The organism is Aeromonas popoffii, from assembly GCF_037818705.1.
Taxonomy (GTDB): domain Bacteria; phylum Pseudomonadota; class Gammaproteobacteria; order Enterobacterales; family Aeromonadaceae; genus Aeromonas; species Aeromonas popoffii.
In genome coordinates, this window is sequence record NZ_CP149129.1 from 1,286,402 (window position 1) to 1,301,672 (window position 15,271).

Sequence of the window (15,271 nt, forward strand, 5' to 3'; positions counted from 1 at the left end):
GTGCCCGGATCACCTCATGACCGGGCCGCTTGGGTGGGGGATGGGTGTGAAAGAGCGGCGACATGGACCTGACCGGTTGGCCCGGGTGTTGCAGGGATTGGTGATCCTCTGCTGGGGCGGCTTCATCGCCTTGCTCTCCCTCTATCACTTCGCGCGGCCGCAGATCGCCTACGGTTTTCTGATCTATGGCGGGGTCAAGGTGCGCCAGAGCTGGGATCCCGTGCTGACCCCCTGGCTGGAGCACGGGCTCTGGGGTTGCTCTGTGCTGACGCTGGTGGTCTTGCTGTTTGAACGGCAACGTTGCCGCCGCCAGGAGGATGTCGGCCGGGTGCATCTGGCTATCTTGTTGCTGATCCTCATCGCCAGTTTGCTGTTCTACTACGCGGGTTAATCCTGCGGCTTGTCCTGCTTCCCCTGAGCGGTGGGGCTCTTGCCCAGCTGGCGCTCCACGCTGTCGAGCATCTGGTTGTAGGCCAGTGCCACCCGACCTATCTCATCCCCGTCATCCCCCTCCAGCCGGTGGCCGAAGTCGTGCTGATCGGTGGCCTCTTCCATTGAGCGGGTCAGCTGGTTGAGGGGGCGGACTATCCAGGTGCGGATGACCCAGAGGGTCAGCAGCAGCCCCATCCCGAAGATGCTGGTGAGAATGAGTGCCGAGGTGAGAATGTTCTGCTCAACCCGGGTAAAGAGGGAGTCGAGGGAGTAGTCAAAGCGCACCGCACCCAGCACAGTGTTCTCCGGCACCAGATGACAGCTGGTGCAGTCGGTGCCGCGAAAATCTTTTTTTGCCAGCAGCGGTCGGGTCACGACCAGCCGGCTGTGCATGTCATCGTGCACCACCTCCAGGCTGCCCTTGCCCGCCAGCGCCAACTCATCGAACTCATCTTTGCTCTGTTCGGTTGCGCGCCCTGGCCCGAACTGTTTGCTCACCGCCTCGCCACGGACGATGCGGGCATCCTCCACATGGGCGTGCTCGAGGAATTTGTTTCGCAGGGTATCTCGGGCGTCCATCTTGCCGGTCAGCATCAGCATGTTGAGGCCGTCGAAGTAGGCTTCGCTCTGCTCGCGGCTCTGCTCCTTGATCAGGGTCAGGATGAGATCCCGCTCGCGCACGGCCTGATAGGCTGCGGAGAAGACCAGCACCATGGAGAAGATGAACAGCAGGAAGAAGTTGATTTTGGCAGCAATGGAAAGGCGCATGGGAACGGTACATCTGTTGGGTAAAACCCGCGCAGTCTACTCGCACCGGTCGTTCGGGTCTGGTGCCTTGCTCACATTCTAATGAAAAAGAGTCAATAGGCCCTGCATTCTCATGCAGGGCCTATTCATTCAGGCTCAGAATTCGCCGCTGGCGATGGCCTCATTGATGGCGCCGGTCAATACCCTCAGCTCCTCGGGGGTGATGACGAAGGGGGGCATCAGGTAGATGAGTTTGCCAAATGGTCGGATCCAGGCTCCCAGCTCGACGAACTTGCGCTGGATGCGGGCCACGTCCACCCGCTCTTTCATCTCCACCACGCCGATGGCGCCGAGTACCCGCACATCGGCCACGGCCGGGTTGAGGGTCAGCGCGACCAGTTCGGTCTTGAGCTGATGCTCGATGGCCTGCACCCGCTCGGCCCAGGGGGAGGCGAGCAGCAGATCGATGGAGGCGTTGGCCACGGCGCAGGCCAGCGGGTTGCCCATAAAGGTGGGGCCGTGCATAAAGACCCCCGCCGTGCCGTCACAGATAGTGCGGGCAACATGTTCGGTGGTCAGGGTCGCCGAGAGGGTGAGATAGCCGCCGGTGAGCGCCTTGCCCAGACACATGATGTCGGGGCTGATCCCCGCCCAGTCGCAGGCAAACAGCTGGCCGGTGCGACCAAAGCCGGTGGCGATCTCATCGGCAATCAAGAGCACGTCGAACTCGTCGCACAGGGCGCGTACCCACTGCAGGTAGCGGGGATGGTAGAAGCGCATGCCGCCTGCACCCTGCACTATGGGTTCGAGGATGATGGCCGCGATCTCTTCGTGATGATCGGCCATGAGCGTGGCCAGCTCCACCACGCTCTGCTCGTCCCACTCGGCGTGGAAGCGGCAGCTCGGTGCCGGCGCGAAATGGTGCTCCGGCAGGAAGCCTTTATAAAGATCATGCATGCCGCCATCCGGATCACAGACGCTCATGGCGCCAAAGGTGTCGCCGTGATAGCCGCCGCGCAGGGTGAGGAACTTGGCTCTGGGCGTGCCTCTGGCGTGCCAGTACTGCTGGGCCATCTTCAGCGCCACTTCCACCGCCACCGAGCCGGAATCTGCCAGAAATACCCGATCCAGCTTAGCTGGCGTGATCTCCACCAGCTTGCGGCACAGCTCGACCGCCGGGGCATGGGTCAGACCGCCAAACATCACGTGGGACATCTTGCCGAGCTGGGTGGTGGCGGCCGCGTCCAGTTCAGGCACTTGATAACCGTGCACGCAGGCCCACCAGGAACTCATGCCATCCACCAGTTCGCGGCCGTCGCTGAGGGTGATGGTTACCCCTTTGGCGCTGGCAACTTCATAGCAGGGCAGGGGATGGGTCAGGGAGGTATAGGGGTGCCAGATGTGGTGCAGGTCGAATTCTTGGTTGGTCATTATATGTTCTGTTGTCAATTGGTTTGATCTGGTCGGTGTTGACAGTCTACGCGCGCTCTCTACACTAGCCAACAATTTCAGCCACTTGGCTTTGCCCATTCAGAGGGGCAGGCACAGCGGCGGGTTTTGTGTTCGCTCATCCGGGATGGCCGGCGCAGGATCCCACTTATCATAACCGGAAGCCATGTATGAATGCTCTCACCCCGGGCGACCACGCCCTTCGCCACGACTGGACCCTGTCCGAGGTTCAGGCCCTGTTTGCCCTGCCCTTCAACGATCTGCTGTTCCAGGCCCAGACCGTACATCGCGCCCATTTCGACCCGAACGAGGTGCAGGTGAGCACCTTGCTCTCCATCAAGACCGGCGCCTGCCCGGAGGATTGCAAATATTGCCCCCAGAGCGCCCGTTATCATACCGGGCTCGAGACCGAGCGGCTGATGGAGGTGGAGAAGGTGCTGGAGCGGGCCCGCGAGGCCAGGGCCAACGGCTCGTCCCGTTTCTGCATGGGAGCCGCCTGGCGCAACCCCAAAGAGAGGGACATGCCCTATATCCTGCGGATGATTGAGGAGGTGCGCGGGCTGGGGATGGAGACCTGCATGACCTTGGGTATGCTGACCGCCGATCAGGCGGCGCGTCTTGGCGCTGCGGGGCTCGATTACTACAACCACAACCTCGACACCTCGCCGGAGTTCTACGGCGAGATCATCTCCACCCGCACCTATCAGGACAGGCTCGATACTCTGGAGCATGTGCGCGGCGCCGGCATGAAGGTCTGCTCCGGCGGCATCGTCGGCATGGGCGAGCAGGCCAAGGATCGGGCGGGTCTGCTGATGGCGCTGGCTAACCTGCCACGCCACCCGGAGAGCGTGCCCATCAACATGCTGGTCAAGGTGAAGGGGACGCCGCTGGAGAACGAAGAGAACCTCGACCCGTTCGAATTTATCCGCACTATCGCCGTGGCGCGGATCATGATGCCCGCCTCCCACGTGCGCCTCTCCGCCGGGCGAGAAAAGATGAACGAGCAGATGCAGGCCATGTGCTTTATGGCGGGGGCCAACTCCATCTTCTACGGCTGCAAACTGCTGACCACCCCCAACCCCGATGAAAACAGCGACATGCAGCTGTTCAAGCGACTCGGCATTCGCCCCGCTCAGCGGGCCCAGAAGCCGGATCAGGTACAAGAAGAAGAGCTGCTGGCCGAGGTGAGCCGCCAGAACGCGCCGGATGAGATATTTTACGATGCTACCCGTCCCCGTGCAGGTGTCGTGCGTCCATGAAGAGCCCTGTGGTAACGGGCCCCTTTGCGTTGGGCGCGGCGCTGGCCGGGCGCGAGCAGGCTGATTTGCTGCGTCGCCGTATCGCGACGCATGGCAGTGTGGCAGGGCGGTTGCAGGTCGCCGAGCGCGACTACCTCAATTTTTCCGCCAACGACTATCTGGGGCTGGCGGATCACAGCGCCATCAAGGCCGCCTTCAAAGCGGGGATTGACTGCTATGGCACGGGATCTGGCGCCTCGCCGCTGGTCACCGGCTACAGTCGGGCTCACCAGCAGCTGGAAGAGACGCTGGCCGAGTGGCTCGGGGTGGAGGCTGTGCTGCTGTTCAACTGCGGTTTTTCCGCCAATCAGGCGGTGCTCAAAGCGCTGCTCGGCAAGGCGCATCGGCTGTGGCAGGACAAACTCAATCATGCCTCCCTACAAGAGATGGGCAGCCAGCTGCCCTGCAAGATGACGCGCTTCGGCCATAACGATATGACCGCGCTGGCAAGTCAGCTTGAGCCCGGTCGGGGGCTGATCGTCTCGGAAGGGGTGTTCAGCATGGATGGGGATCAGGCTCCCTGGCGCGAGCTCGCAACACTCGCCGCCCAGAGCGGCAACTGGCTGATGATCGACGATGCCCACGGTCTCGGCGTGCTGGGGTCACAAGGGCGCGGCACCCTGGCGGCGCAGAGGGTTCCACCTGCCAGCGTACACATCCAGATGGGCACCTTTGGCAAGGCGCTCGGGGTGGCCGGTGCCTTTGTCGGCGGCAGTCGCGAGTTGGTGGACTATCTGGTCAACTTTGCCCGCCACTACGTCTACAGCACCCATATGCCGGCCGCGCAGGCTTGCGCCGTCAGCAAGAGCATCGAACTGGTGCGCGCAGCCGACGAGTCCCGTGCTCATCTTGCCCAGCTGATCGCCCGCTTTCGGCAGGGCGCTGCTGCCCTTGGCTGGCAGCTTGGCGCGAGCGACACCCCGATCCAGCCGCTGCTGGTGGGAGAGAGCAGTGCCGCGCTTCAACTGGCCGAACGACTGCGCGCATTAGGGCTCTGGGTCACCGCGATTCGCCCACCGACAGTGCCGGTGGGCACGGCGCGGCTGCGCATCACTTTGAGCGCGGCCCACCGCGAACAGGATATAGACCGCCTGCTTGAGGCCCTTGGCCCTTGCACCCTGTCGGCCACGGGTAATGAGGATGCCGCAGACCCGAGAGGTGCTCGCCATGCATGAGCGTTTCCAGTCGGTCGACAAGGCCCAGCTCGCCCGTCGCTTCGGTGCGGCCGCCCGTCACTACGACGCCCACGCCTGCTTTCAGCAGGAGGTGGGGCTGGCGCTGCTCAAGCGGATGACAAACGCCTTGCCTGCGTCGGAGCCGGATCATGGGGGGCAAGGGGATACTTTGGCAGATACCTTGCCGGGATCAGGACTGGATCTGGGGTGTGGCACCGGGTTCTTCCTGCCGCAGCTCGCCCGCCGTTGTCACCGGCTACATGGACTGGATCTCGCTCCCGGCATGTTACAGCAGGCGGCCCTGCGCGGCAGTGGTGCTCATCTCGTGTGCGGCGATGCGGAGCAGTTGCCCTTTGCCGATCAGAGTCTGGATTGGGTCTTCTCCAGTCTGGCCTTGCAGTGGTGCGAGCGTCCGGCGCAGGCCTTTGCCGAGCTGCATCGTGTGCTCAAACCCGGTGGTCAGCTGTGGTTCTCGACCCTGCTCTCTGATTCGCTTTGGCAATTGCGTGAGGCCTGGCGCACGGTTGACGACAGTGCCCATGTCAATCGCTTCCTCAGCCTGCCACAATTGCACGATGCTATCGCCGCAGGGGGCTTCACCGCCCCTCGCCTCGAGAGCCTGACCTGGTCGCTCGCCTATCCCGAGCTGACCGGTCTGCTGCGCGATCTCAAAGGGATAGGGGCCAGCCAGATCAATGACGAGCGCCAGCCTGGTCTCAGCAGCCGGCAGCGTTTGCAGCGCCTTAGCCTGGCTTATGAAGCCTACCGCCAGCCGGACGGCAGGCTGACCGCCAGCTATCAGGTCTGTCTGGGGCAAGTGGGTCGCCGATAAGCCGGTCCGGGTTTGAGCTGGCGGTGGTTCTGCTACGCTGCCTGAAAGAGTTGATACGCAGGTGAGCTTGCTCCCACCAGGGGGAGCCACCTGATTTGTGTTGAGGAGTTATCATGGTTAAATCCTTCTTTATCACGGGCACGGACACTGATGTGGGCAAGACGGTAGTCGCCCGTACCCTGTTGCTGGAATTTGCCGCCCACGGCATCCAGTGCGCCGGTTACAAGCCGGTCTCCGCCGGTTGTGCCCGTACCCCGGATGGACTGCGCAACCTGGACGCAGTGCTGTTGCAGGAGGCCGCGAGCCTGCCTTTGCCCTACGATCTGGTCAATCCGTTCGCCTTTGAACCGCCCATCGCGCCCCATATCGCCGCCAGCGAGGCCTGTGAGGCCATCACGCTGAAAGGCTTGTCCGATGGTTTGCGCCAGATAGAGCAGGCCGGTGCCGAGCTCATCGTCGTGGAGGGGGCCGGGGGGTGGTTTTTACCGCTGGATCGCAGGTACCTGCTGTCGGACTGGGTCAAGCAGGAGAACATGCCGGTGATCATGGTGGTGGGGGCCAAGCTGGGTTGCCTCAACCATGCGCTGCTCACCTTTGCCGCCATTCGCAACGACCACCTGCCGGTGGCTGGCTGGGTCATCAATCGGTTGCACGGCTCCATGAGCCACTACCAGGAGAATCTGGACACGCTCAGGGGCTTGCTGCCTGCCCCATTTTTGGGTGAGATACCCTTTGTGAACAATCCACTCGATGCCGATCTGAGCGGGCGTCTCGACATTTCGCCCCTGCTCTGATGACGACATTCAGCGAACATTCATCGAATCTATATATTATGTTGAGCAGGTGTGGTCCCGGCAGGTAATGAAGCTGTACGGGGCCACGCATCCATATCTCACAAGGAGTCAATAATGAAGCGAATTACGCTGTTCCTGGTGACCAACCTGGCCGTCATGCTGGTGCTGGGGGTGGTACTCAATATCCTGTTCTCGGTTCTGGGGATCAACAAGTCCAGCATTTCCGGTTTGTTGATGTTTTGTGCCGTGTTCGGTTTTGGGGGTTCCTTTATCTCCTTGCTCATGTCCAAGTGGATGGCCAAGCGTAGCTATCGCGTCCAGGTCATCGAGCAACCCCGCAACGAGACCGAGCACTGGCTGGTCAGTACCGTGGCCCGTCAGGCCCGTGAAGCGGGCATCAAGATGCCGGAAGTGGGGATCTATGACTCCCCCGAGATGAATGCGTTCGCCACCGGTGCCCGCCGCGACGACTCGCTGGTCGCTGTCTCCTCCGGCCTGCTCTACAGCATGAGCCGGGACGAGGCGGAAGCTGTGCTGGCTCACGAGGTGAGCCACGTGGCCAACGGCGATATGGTGACCCTGACCCTGATCCAGGGGGTGGTGAACACCTTCGTGATGTTCTTCGCCCGTATTGTGGCCGGTCTCATCAGCAACTTCTTCAGCTCCAACAACAGCGAAGAGAGCAGCAACTCGGGTGGCTTTGCCTACATGATCACAGTGTTCGTGCTGGAGATGCTGTTCGGCGTGCTGGCCTCCATCATCGTCATGTGGTTCAGCCGTCAGCGTGAGTTCCGCGCCGATGCCGGAGCTGCCAAGCTGGCTGGCCGCGACAAGATGATTGCCGCGTTGCAGCGCCTCTCCCGCGGGGCCGAGCCGCAGATGGAAGGTGCCATGATGGCCTTTGGCATCAATGGCAAGCGCTCCGTGAGCGAACTGTTCATGAGCCACCCGCCCATCGAGCAGCGCATCGCCGCCTTGCGCGGTTGATCTCGCCAGTTCCTACCAAACAAAAACGGCTGCCTCGGCAGCCGTTTTTTATTGTCCGCGCTTTAGCGCTGCCCGATCACCAGATCGGTCAGCGGCACGGCGCAGCAGGTGAGGATCTTGCCCTCGGCCCGCTCAGCAGCTGTGATGGCGGGGGCATCCGGGTGGTCAACATCACCGGAAACCAGCGTCTGCTTGCAACTGCCACAGATGCCGGCGCGGCAACTCCAGGGCAGCTCAACACCTTGCTTGTTGGCCTGATCCAGCACGGTACCCTGATTGTTGCCGGTGAAGGCCTGGGTGCCGATACGCAGTTGCACCGCCTGATGAGGGCGTGCCACCGAGAGAATGGCGCCGCCAAAGCTCTCCTGGCGGATCCGTGCGGCCGGTACGCCGAGGGCCGCGATTCTGGCTGCGGCATCGGCCATAAAGCCGTGGGGACCGCAGATAAAGACCTCTCTCCCGGCCAGCCCTTTGACCCGTCGCAGATGCTCATCATTGAGTCGCCCTTGCAGCCCCTGCCAGTGGCTATCTGGCTGGCTCAGGATCAGGGTGAGCGTCATGCCCTGCTGCGCCATGGCGTGCAGTTCGCTGGCGGCGGGAATGTCCGCTTCGCTGCGGCACAGATGCATAAAGTGAACATGTTCCAGCTCCCCGCGCAGGGCCAGGGTGCGGGCAATCGCCAGCATGGGGGTGACGCCGGAGCCTGCCGAGAGCAACAGGAGATTGCGCTCGCCGCCCAAGTGAAACTCGCCTGCGGGATTAGCGGCCAGCAGCCGGTCACCCACCTGCATCTGCTGGTGCAGCCAGTGGGAGATGCGACCCCCCTCTACCTTCTTGACGCTGATGCTGTAACGCTCCGGTTGAGCCGGTGTGGAGCTCAGGGTATAGCGCCGTTGAATTCGCTCGTTTTTGATATCGAGGCTGATGGGCAGATGCTGGCCCGGCAGGTAGTCGGGCAGGGGCTCGCCATCGGCCGCCTCGAACCAGAAGGTCTCTAGATCCCGCGCCAGCGGCTCGCGGGCCACGCAGACCAGCTCCCGCTTCTTCGGTGCGGCGGCGGGGTAGACCACCGGACGGGTGCGCTCCAGCACCTCGATCTCACTGCCCGCTTCGATCCACCCCTCGTTCAGCGCCACCAGATTCTGGCCGAAATAGACATCCCCATCCTCGCCACGGCGGTAGCGGGTGAGGGTCGCCAGCGGCTCTTTCAGGGCATTGAAGCGATCGGTGCCCGCTTCCACCGTGGTCATGATGCAGCGGCTGCAGGGTTTGTCGACCCGAAACTCTACCTCGCCGATGCGAATATGCACCCAGCTGTCCTCTTCGAAGGGCTGGGTTCCGCTCGCCACCAGATTGGTGCGAAACTGGCTCATCTGGTGCAGGGCATCGGAGCGCAGGTTGAGATCCTCAAGGGAGGCTTGGCTTATCAGCAGCAGCGGATAACCATCGGCAAAGCTGACCCGGGTGCCGGTTTTTTCGCGAAAACGGTCAGAGGTTTCACCTAGCCACAGCAGCTGCACCGGTTCCCCTGCCACCTTGCTCAACCACGCATCGGCTTTTGGGTCGGTATGCAGTGCGGTGAAGCGATCGCCCCAGACCCCGGTGGCTTGCGGGGTGCGACTGAAGTCGGCCTCTTGCAGGGTCAGCGGTTTAAAGCCCGGATAGCGCAGTTGCAAGCCGCCTTCGATGGGGGTGGCGACGACTTGTTGTAGCTGGGGATGGGTACGGGCGGTGATAAAGGTGCCGTCCGGCTTGACTACCATGTAGCGGCGATCCCCTGCCAGTCCCTCTTCGGTCACCTGCGCACGGGTCAGTGGCATGCCTGCCGTCGATTTGATGGGGTAGAGATGAATGCTGTCGAGTGTTGGCATGTTCGAGTCCTTGTGCAGTGGCCTGTGCAGATGAAGAGGGGGCAAGATAACGGTTCCCGCCCCGTGCAGCAATCCCTGCATGGTCGCCGCACGGCGCAGCTCTCATATGGCAATCCGGCGCCGACGGCATACTGTCTGCCCTCGGTCGGCGAACCGGTCAGCGCCATCCTGTATTCAATTGGGCAAGATGTTACAGGGGTCACGTTTCGGGCTCCAGACCCCATAAAGTGCAACATTTTTTGATCCTGATTCGCTAGTCAGTACAAAAAAGCCGCCATTATCGACTCAGTTCCCAGTTTCTAACGCTTTCGCTTCTTCCCTCATCCGGCCACCGTCCGCTTCGGCTACACGGTATCAAGTGCCATCGGATAGGGCCTGTCACACAAAAAGAAGAAAGCAATGTATGAGCAAACAACTGGATATGACCCCACAGCCGGATCTCTCCCAGAAAACGGGAACAGGCCCGGTGCGTACCCGATTACCCGTCTGGCGGCCGGCCCTGCCACCTTGCAACCACGCCTGCCCGGCCGGTGAGAACATCCAGGCCTGGCTTGCCCTGGCCGAAGCGGGCCGCTTTGAAGCGGCCTGGCAGACCCTGATCGAAGAAAATCCCCTGCCTGCCGTCCATGGCCGGGTCTGCTATCACCCCTGCGAGAGCGCCTGCAATCGCGCCCAGGTGGATGATGCCGTCTCCATTCACGCCATCGAACGCTTCCTCGGGGACGAGGCGCTGGCCCGTGGCTGGCTGCCCGCGCCGCCTGCCCCTGCCAGCGGCAAGAAGGTGCTGGTGATCGGCGCCGGTCCCTCTGGCCTCTCTTGCGCCTGGCACCTCAACCGGCTCGGTCATCAGGTGGAGATCCGTGAAGCGGGCCCACTTGCGGGTGGCATGCTGCGCTTTGGCATCCCCGCTTACCGTTTGCCCCGCGATGTGCTGGATCGAGAGGTGGCCCGCATCCTGGCCGCTGGCGTCACCCTCACCCTCAATCACAAGGTGGAAGATGTGCTGCGCGAGCGCGACGAGGGGGGCTTTGATGCCGTTTTTATGGCCATCGGCGCCCATCTGGCCAAGCGGGTCGATATTCCGGCCCGGGAGGCGGGCAAGATCCTCGACGCGGTGAGTTTCCTCGAACAGGCGAGTCTGGCCGAAGAGCAGGGCTTGCCGCCCCCCAAACTGGGACGGCGGGTGGCCATCTACGGCGGCGGCAATACCGCCATGGATGCGGCCCGTACCGCCCGTCGTCTTGGCGTTGAAGAGGCGATGATCATCTATCGGCGCGACCGGGACCATATGCCTGCCCACGCCTTCGAGGCCCTTGAAGCCGAGGAGGAGGGGATCAAGATCAACTGGCTGCGCACCATTCGCCAGCTCGACAACACCAGCATCGAAGTGGAGGTGATGGCGCTGGATGAGCATGGCAAGCCGGTGCCCACCGGCCAGTTTGAAACCCTGGAAGCGGACTCCCTCATTCTGGCGTTGGGTCAGGAGGTTGACTTGAGCGTGCTGGAGAGCATTCCCGGCGTGCGGGTCAACAAGGAGGGGGTTGTGCAGGTGGCCGACAATCTCATGACCGATGTCCCCGGCCTCTTTGCCGGCGGCGACATGGTGCCCTCCGAGCGTACCGTCACCATCGCCACCGGCCACGGCAAGAAGGCGGCGCGCCATATGGATGCCTGGCTGCGCGGTCGCCACTATCAGAAGATGGTCTCCTACCCGCTGGTGGGGCCACAGCAGTTACAGCTCTGGTTCCAGACCCACGCGCCTGCCAGCAGTCAGCCGGTCAAACCGGCGTGGGCGCGGGACGACTTTGGCGAGATCATCGGCGGACTGGACGAGACGGCCGCCCGCTACGAGGCGGCGCGCTGCTACTCCTGCGGTAACTGCTTCGAGTGCGATAGCTGCTACGGCAGCTGCCCCGAGCAGGCCATCGAAAAGCGGGGGCCTGGCCACGGCTATCGGGTGGATGTGGATCGCTGCACCGGTTGCGGCGCCTGCCACGATCAATGCCCCTGCCACGCCATCGAGCTGCGCCAACCCGAGGAGTCCCAATGAAACATGAACTGATCATGGTCGACGGTAACGAAGCCGCGGCCCGGGTGGCGTACCAGCTGAGTGAAGTGTGTGCCATCTATCCCATTACCCCGAGCTCGACCATGGCCGAACTGGCCGACGCCTGGGCAGACGAGGGGCAGGCCAACCTGTGGGGCAACATCCCCACCGTGGTGGAGATGCAGAGCGAAGGGGGGGCGGCCGGTACGGTACACGGCGCCCTGCAGGCGGGGGCGCTCGCCACCACCTTCACCGCCAGTCAGGGGCTGATGCTGATGCTGCCCAACATGTACAAGATCGCCGGGGAGTTGACCGCGGCTGTGTTCCATGTAGCGGCCCGCTCACTGGCGGCGCAGGGGCTGTCGATTTTTGGCGACCATCAGGATGTGATGGCGGCGCGCAGTACCGGCTTTGCCATGCTCGCTTCCGGCTCGGTGCAGGAGGCGCAGGATCTGGCTCTGGTTGCCCACAGTGTCACCCTGCAGTGCCGGGTGCCCTTTATCCACTTCTTCGACGGCTTTCGCACCTCCCACGAGGTGAACAAGATCACGGCCCTGCATCGGGATGAAATCCGGGCGCTGATCGACAACGACTGGGTTCGGGCTCACAGGGCCCGGGCGCTCAACCCGGATCATCCGGTGATGCGCGGCACGGCCCAGAACCCGGACACCTATTTCCAGTCCCGCGAGAGCGTCAACCCCTTCTACGAAGCGGTGCCGGTGCGGGTGCAGCAGTGCATGGACAAGCTCGGCGAGCTGACCGGCCGCCACTACCGGCTGGTGGAGTACCACGGCGCAACCGATGCCACCGACGTCATCGTGCTGATGGGCTCGGGGGCGGCCACCGCCCGCACCACTGTGGATTGGCTCAACCGGCAGGATCGCAAGACCGGGGTCTTGGTTGTGCGCCTCTATCGCCCCTTCCCGGTACAGGCGCTGCTCGATGCCCTGCCCGTGAGCGTGCGCCGCATTGCTGTGCTGGATCGCACCAAGGAGCCGGGCGCAGGGGGCGAGCCGCTGCTGCTGGATGTGCAGAGTGCGCTGATCGACGGTTTGCAGCGCGGTCTTATCAAGCGGCTGCCGTGGCTCAGCGGCGGCCGTTATGGTCTCTCTTCCAAAGAGTTCACCCCCGCTATGTGCGCGGCTGTGTTTGAGGAGCTGGCATCCGATGCGCCGCGCCCGCGCTTTACCGTGGGGATTGTCGATGACGTGTCGGGCCTCAGTCTGGCCTGGCACCCCATCGGCGATCTGGAGCCTGCCAGCCGGGTGCGGGCGCTGTTCTTTGGCCTCGGCGCCGACGGCACGGTCGGTGCCAACAAGAACAGCATCAAGATCATCGGCGAGCTGGAGGGCTTCCACGCCCAGGGCTACTTCGTTTACGACTCCAAGAAGTCGGGCTCGCGCACCGTCTCCCACCTGCGCTTTGGCCCCGAGCCCATCGATGCCCCCTGGCTTATCGAGCAGGCGGGCTTTATCGGCTGCCACCAGTGGAGCTTCACCGAGTCGGTGGACTTGCTGGAGCATGCCGCCGAAGGGGCGACCCTGCTGCTCAATGCCCCCTATGAGGCTGACAAGGTGTGGGGCCAGCTGCCCGAGCGGCTGCGCGCTCGCATTCGCGCCCTCAATATCCAGCTCTACTGCATCGATGGCGATCGGGTGGCCGAGCAAAACGGCATGGGCAATCGCATCAACACCATTATGCAGACCTGTTTCTTCGCGCTGTCCGGGGTGTTACCACGGGATGAGGCCATTGCCCTTATCAAGGAGAGCATCGAGAAGAGCTATGCCCGCAAGGGGCCCGAGGTGGTGGCGCGCAACTTCGCCGCGGTGGACGATACCCTGGCTCACCTCTGCAAGGTGGCGATCCCGGCCGGTGAGGAGCAGATCAGCGACTACCCCTTGCCACTGGCACCGGGTGGCAGCGAGTTTGTCCAGCGGGTCACTGGTGAGATGCTGGCGGGGCGCGGCGATCTCATTCCCGTCTCCATGCTGCCGGTGGATGGCACTTACCCCACTGCCACCAGCCGCTTCGAGAAGCGGGATATCGCCCGCGAGATCCCTATCTGGCACTCCGATATCTGCATCCAGTGCGGCAACTGTGTCTTTGTCTGCCCCCATGCGGCGCTGCGGGCCAAGTTCTACCATCAGGACTGGCTGGCGACTGCCCCCGAGGCGGCCCAGTCGGTGCCCGTTACCGCCAAGGGCTTCCCCGACAGCCGCTACACCTTGCAACTCTATCCGGAGGATTGCACCGGCTGCGGTCAGTGCGTGCAGGCCTGCCCGGTGCGGGCCGGGGCTGATGAGGAACATGAAGGCACGCGCGCCATCACCATGCTGGACAAGGCGCCGCATCTGGCCGGTCAGAAACAGGCGCTGCGCTGGTTCGAAAGCCTGCCCTGGCCTGCCCGCGAGCGGGTGGACTTCTCCACCGTGCGCGGTGCCCAGTTCCTCGAACCCCTGTTCGAGTTCTCCGGTGCCTGCGCCGGTTGTGGCGAGACGCCATATCTCAAGCTGCTGACCCAGCTGTTTGGCGATCGCATGCTGGTGGCCAACGCCACCGGTTGCTCCTCCATCTATGGCGGCAACCTGCCGACCACGCCGTGGGCCAAGAACGCGGAAGGGAAGGGGCCTGCCTGGTCGAACTCATTGTTCGAGGACAACGCCGAGTTTGGCTTTGGTTTTCGTCTCACCGCCGATCAGCATCACGGTCAGGCGGTGGCCGCCCTCAAGGCGATGAAGGGGGAGCTGGGGGAGGCGCTGGTCGAGTCGCTTATCAGCGCCCCGCAGCGGCTGGAGTCGGAGATCCGCGCCCAGCGGGGCCGGGTGGCCCAAGTGCGCGAACGGCTGGAGGAGGTGAACTCGGGGCAAGCCCGCGAGCTGCTCTCCTTGATTGATCAGCTGGTACGCCGCTCGGTCTGGATCGTCGGCGGCGACGGCTGGGCCTATGACATCGGCTCGGCGGGGCTCGATCATGTGCTCGCCTCCGGGCGGGATGTGAACGTGCTGGTGATGGATACCGAGGTCTACTCCAACACCGGCGGCCAGATGTCGAAATCGACGCCGCTCGGTGCCGTTGCCAAGTTCGCGGCGGGGGGCAAGACGCAGGCCAAGAAGGATGTGGCGTTGCAGGCCATCTCCTACGGCAACGTCTACGTGGCCCGCATCGCCTTTGGTGCCAACCCGCAGCAGGCGCTGCAAGCGTTGCGTGAGGCTGAGGCCTATCCGGGCCCGTCGCTTATCATCGCCTACAGCCACTGTATCGCTCACGGCATCGATATGGAGTTTGGCCTGACCCAGCAGAAACGGGCGGTGGACTCGGGCCACTGGCCGCTGCTGCGCTACAACCCGGTACTGCGCAGTTTGGGGCAGAACCCCTTCAGCCTCGACAGCCTGCGCCCCTCCATTCCGCTCGCCGAGTACAGGGCAGAGGAGAACCGCTACCGGGTACTTGCCCAGAGCCACCCGGAGGAGGCCGAGCGGCTGATGCAGGTGGCGCAAAAAGTGGCCTGGCAGAAGTGGGCCACCTACGAGGAGATGGCCACCCGCGAGGCCAGCCATTTCCATCCGCCGGTGTGAGGATGGGGTGGGTGAAATATAACCAAGCGGGCCAATGGCCCGCTTTTCTTATCGGGAAAAGAGG

The 15,271-nt window shown here is 63.2% G+C and carries 11 protein-coding genes; 8 read left to right on the forward strand and 3 right to left on the reverse strand.

Translation table 11 applies throughout. From position 1 onward, the window contains the following. The first annotated feature begins 40 nt into the window (after positions 1-40). Positions 41-391, forward strand: coding sequence for a hypothetical protein (locus WJM78_RS06190; protein ID WP_339015770.1), 351 nt, complete (start codon positions 41-43; stop codon positions 389-391). Here WJM78_RS06190 and WJM78_RS06195 read toward each other — a convergent pair. Continuing rightward, the gene (locus tag WJM78_RS06195) at positions 388-1,200 is read right to left on the reverse strand and encodes a HAMP domain-containing protein (protein WP_339014463.1); all 813 of its coding nucleotides are present in this window, start codon (positions 1,198-1,200) and stop codon (positions 388-390) included. The genes WJM78_RS06190 and WJM78_RS06195 overlap by 4 nt on opposite strands. 135 nt (positions 1,201-1,335) lie before the next feature. Beyond that, entirely contained in the window at positions 1,336-2,610 is a 1,275-nt protein-coding gene (bioA, locus tag WJM78_RS06200) for an adenosylmethionine--8-amino-7-oxononanoate transaminase (RefSeq protein WP_339014466.1), read from the reverse strand. Between the two features lie 188 nt (positions 2,611-2,798). Between bioA and bioB the strand changes: the two genes are divergently transcribed. The 5 genes from bioB to htpX all read left to right on the forward strand — a co-directional run bounded on the left by bioB (position 2,799) and on the right by htpX (position 7,714). Further along, complete coding sequence (bioB, locus tag WJM78_RS06205) at positions 2,799-3,887, forward strand: biotin synthase BioB (protein ID WP_212514688.1); 1,089 nt, start codon at positions 2,799-2,801, stop codon at positions 3,885-3,887. Further along, positions 3,884-5,101 (forward strand): 8-amino-7-oxononanoate synthase, encoded by a 1,218-nt coding sequence (bioF, locus tag WJM78_RS06210; protein WP_339014472.1) that lies wholly within the window; start codon positions 3,884-3,886, stop codon positions 5,099-5,101. Before bioB ends, bioF begins: the two co-directional genes overlap by 4 nt. Then, positions 5,094-5,933: a malonyl-ACP O-methyltransferase BioC gene (gene bioC, locus WJM78_RS06215; RefSeq protein WP_339015772.1), complete on the forward strand. Its 840-nt coding sequence runs from the start codon at positions 5,094-5,096 to the stop codon at positions 5,931-5,933. The genes bioF and bioC overlap by 8 nt, the downstream gene beginning before the upstream one ends. A gap of 113 nt (positions 5,934-6,046) precedes the next feature. After that, the gene (gene bioD / locus WJM78_RS06220) at positions 6,047-6,727 is read left to right on the forward strand and encodes a dethiobiotin synthase (RefSeq protein ID WP_042036838.1); all 681 of its coding nucleotides are present in this window, start codon (positions 6,047-6,049) and stop codon (positions 6,725-6,727) included. Positions 6,728-6,841: 114 nt separating this feature from the next. Then, complete coding sequence (htpX, locus tag WJM78_RS06225; protein ID WP_042036839.1) at positions 6,842-7,714, forward strand: protease HtpX; 873 nt, start codon at positions 6,842-6,844, stop codon at positions 7,712-7,714. A 62-nt stretch (positions 7,715-7,776) separates the two neighbouring features. Here the strand turns inward: htpX and WJM78_RS06230 are convergent, their stop codons facing one another. Next, positions 7,777-9,585: an MOSC N-terminal beta barrel domain-containing protein gene (locus tag WJM78_RS06230; RefSeq protein ID WP_339014475.1), complete on the reverse strand. Its 1,809-nt coding sequence runs from the start codon at positions 9,583-9,585 to the stop codon at positions 7,777-7,779. 403 nt (positions 9,586-9,988) lie between these two features. Here WJM78_RS06230 and WJM78_RS06235 point away from each other — a divergent pair, with 403 nt between their 5' ends. Together WJM78_RS06235 and nifJ are read left to right on the forward strand one after the other, a co-directional pair. Then, positions 9,989-11,635, forward strand: coding sequence for an NAD(P)-binding protein (locus WJM78_RS06235; protein WP_339014478.1), 1,647 nt, complete (start codon positions 9,989-9,991; stop codon positions 11,633-11,635). Then, on the forward strand, positions 11,632-15,207 hold the full coding sequence (gene nifJ / locus WJM78_RS06240; protein ID WP_339014481.1) for a pyruvate:ferredoxin (flavodoxin) oxidoreductase: 3,576 nt from the start codon (positions 11,632-11,634) through the stop codon (positions 15,205-15,207). The genes WJM78_RS06235 and nifJ overlap by 4 nt, the downstream gene beginning before the upstream one ends. Positions 15,208-15,271: the final 64 nt, after the last annotated feature.

Coding starts and splice junctions, on each gene's coding strand:
- WJM78_RS06190 (WP_339015770.1), top strand. CDS start 41: ATGGGTGTGAAAGAGCGGCGACATGGACCTGACCGGTTGGCCCGGGTG.
- WJM78_RS06195 (WP_339014463.1), bottom strand. CDS start 1,200: ATGCGCCTTTCCATTGCTGCCAAAATCAACTTCTTCCTGCTGTTCATC.
- bioA (WP_339014466.1), bottom strand. CDS start 2,610: ATGACCAACCAAGAATTCGACCTGCACCACATCTGGCACCCCTATACC.
- bioB (WP_212514688.1), top strand. CDS start 2,799: ATGAATGCTCTCACCCCGGGCGACCACGCCCTTCGCCACGACTGGACC.
- bioF (WP_339014472.1), top strand. CDS start 3,884: ATGAAGAGCCCTGTGGTAACGGGCCCCTTTGCGTTGGGCGCGGCGCTG.
- bioC (WP_339015772.1), top strand. CDS start 5,094: ATGCATGAGCGTTTCCAGTCGGTCGACAAGGCCCAGCTCGCCCGTCGC.
- bioD (WP_042036838.1), top strand. CDS start 6,047: ATGGTTAAATCCTTCTTTATCACGGGCACGGACACTGATGTGGGCAAG.
- htpX (WP_042036839.1), top strand. CDS start 6,842: ATGAAGCGAATTACGCTGTTCCTGGTGACCAACCTGGCCGTCATGCTG.
- WJM78_RS06230 (WP_339014475.1), bottom strand. CDS start 9,585: ATGCCAACACTCGACAGCATTCATCTCTACCCCATCAAATCGACGGCA.
- WJM78_RS06235 (WP_339014478.1), top strand. CDS start 9,989: ATGAGCAAACAACTGGATATGACCCCACAGCCGGATCTCTCCCAGAAA.
- nifJ (WP_339014481.1), top strand. CDS start 11,632: ATGAAACATGAACTGATCATGGTCGACGGTAACGAAGCCGCGGCCCGG.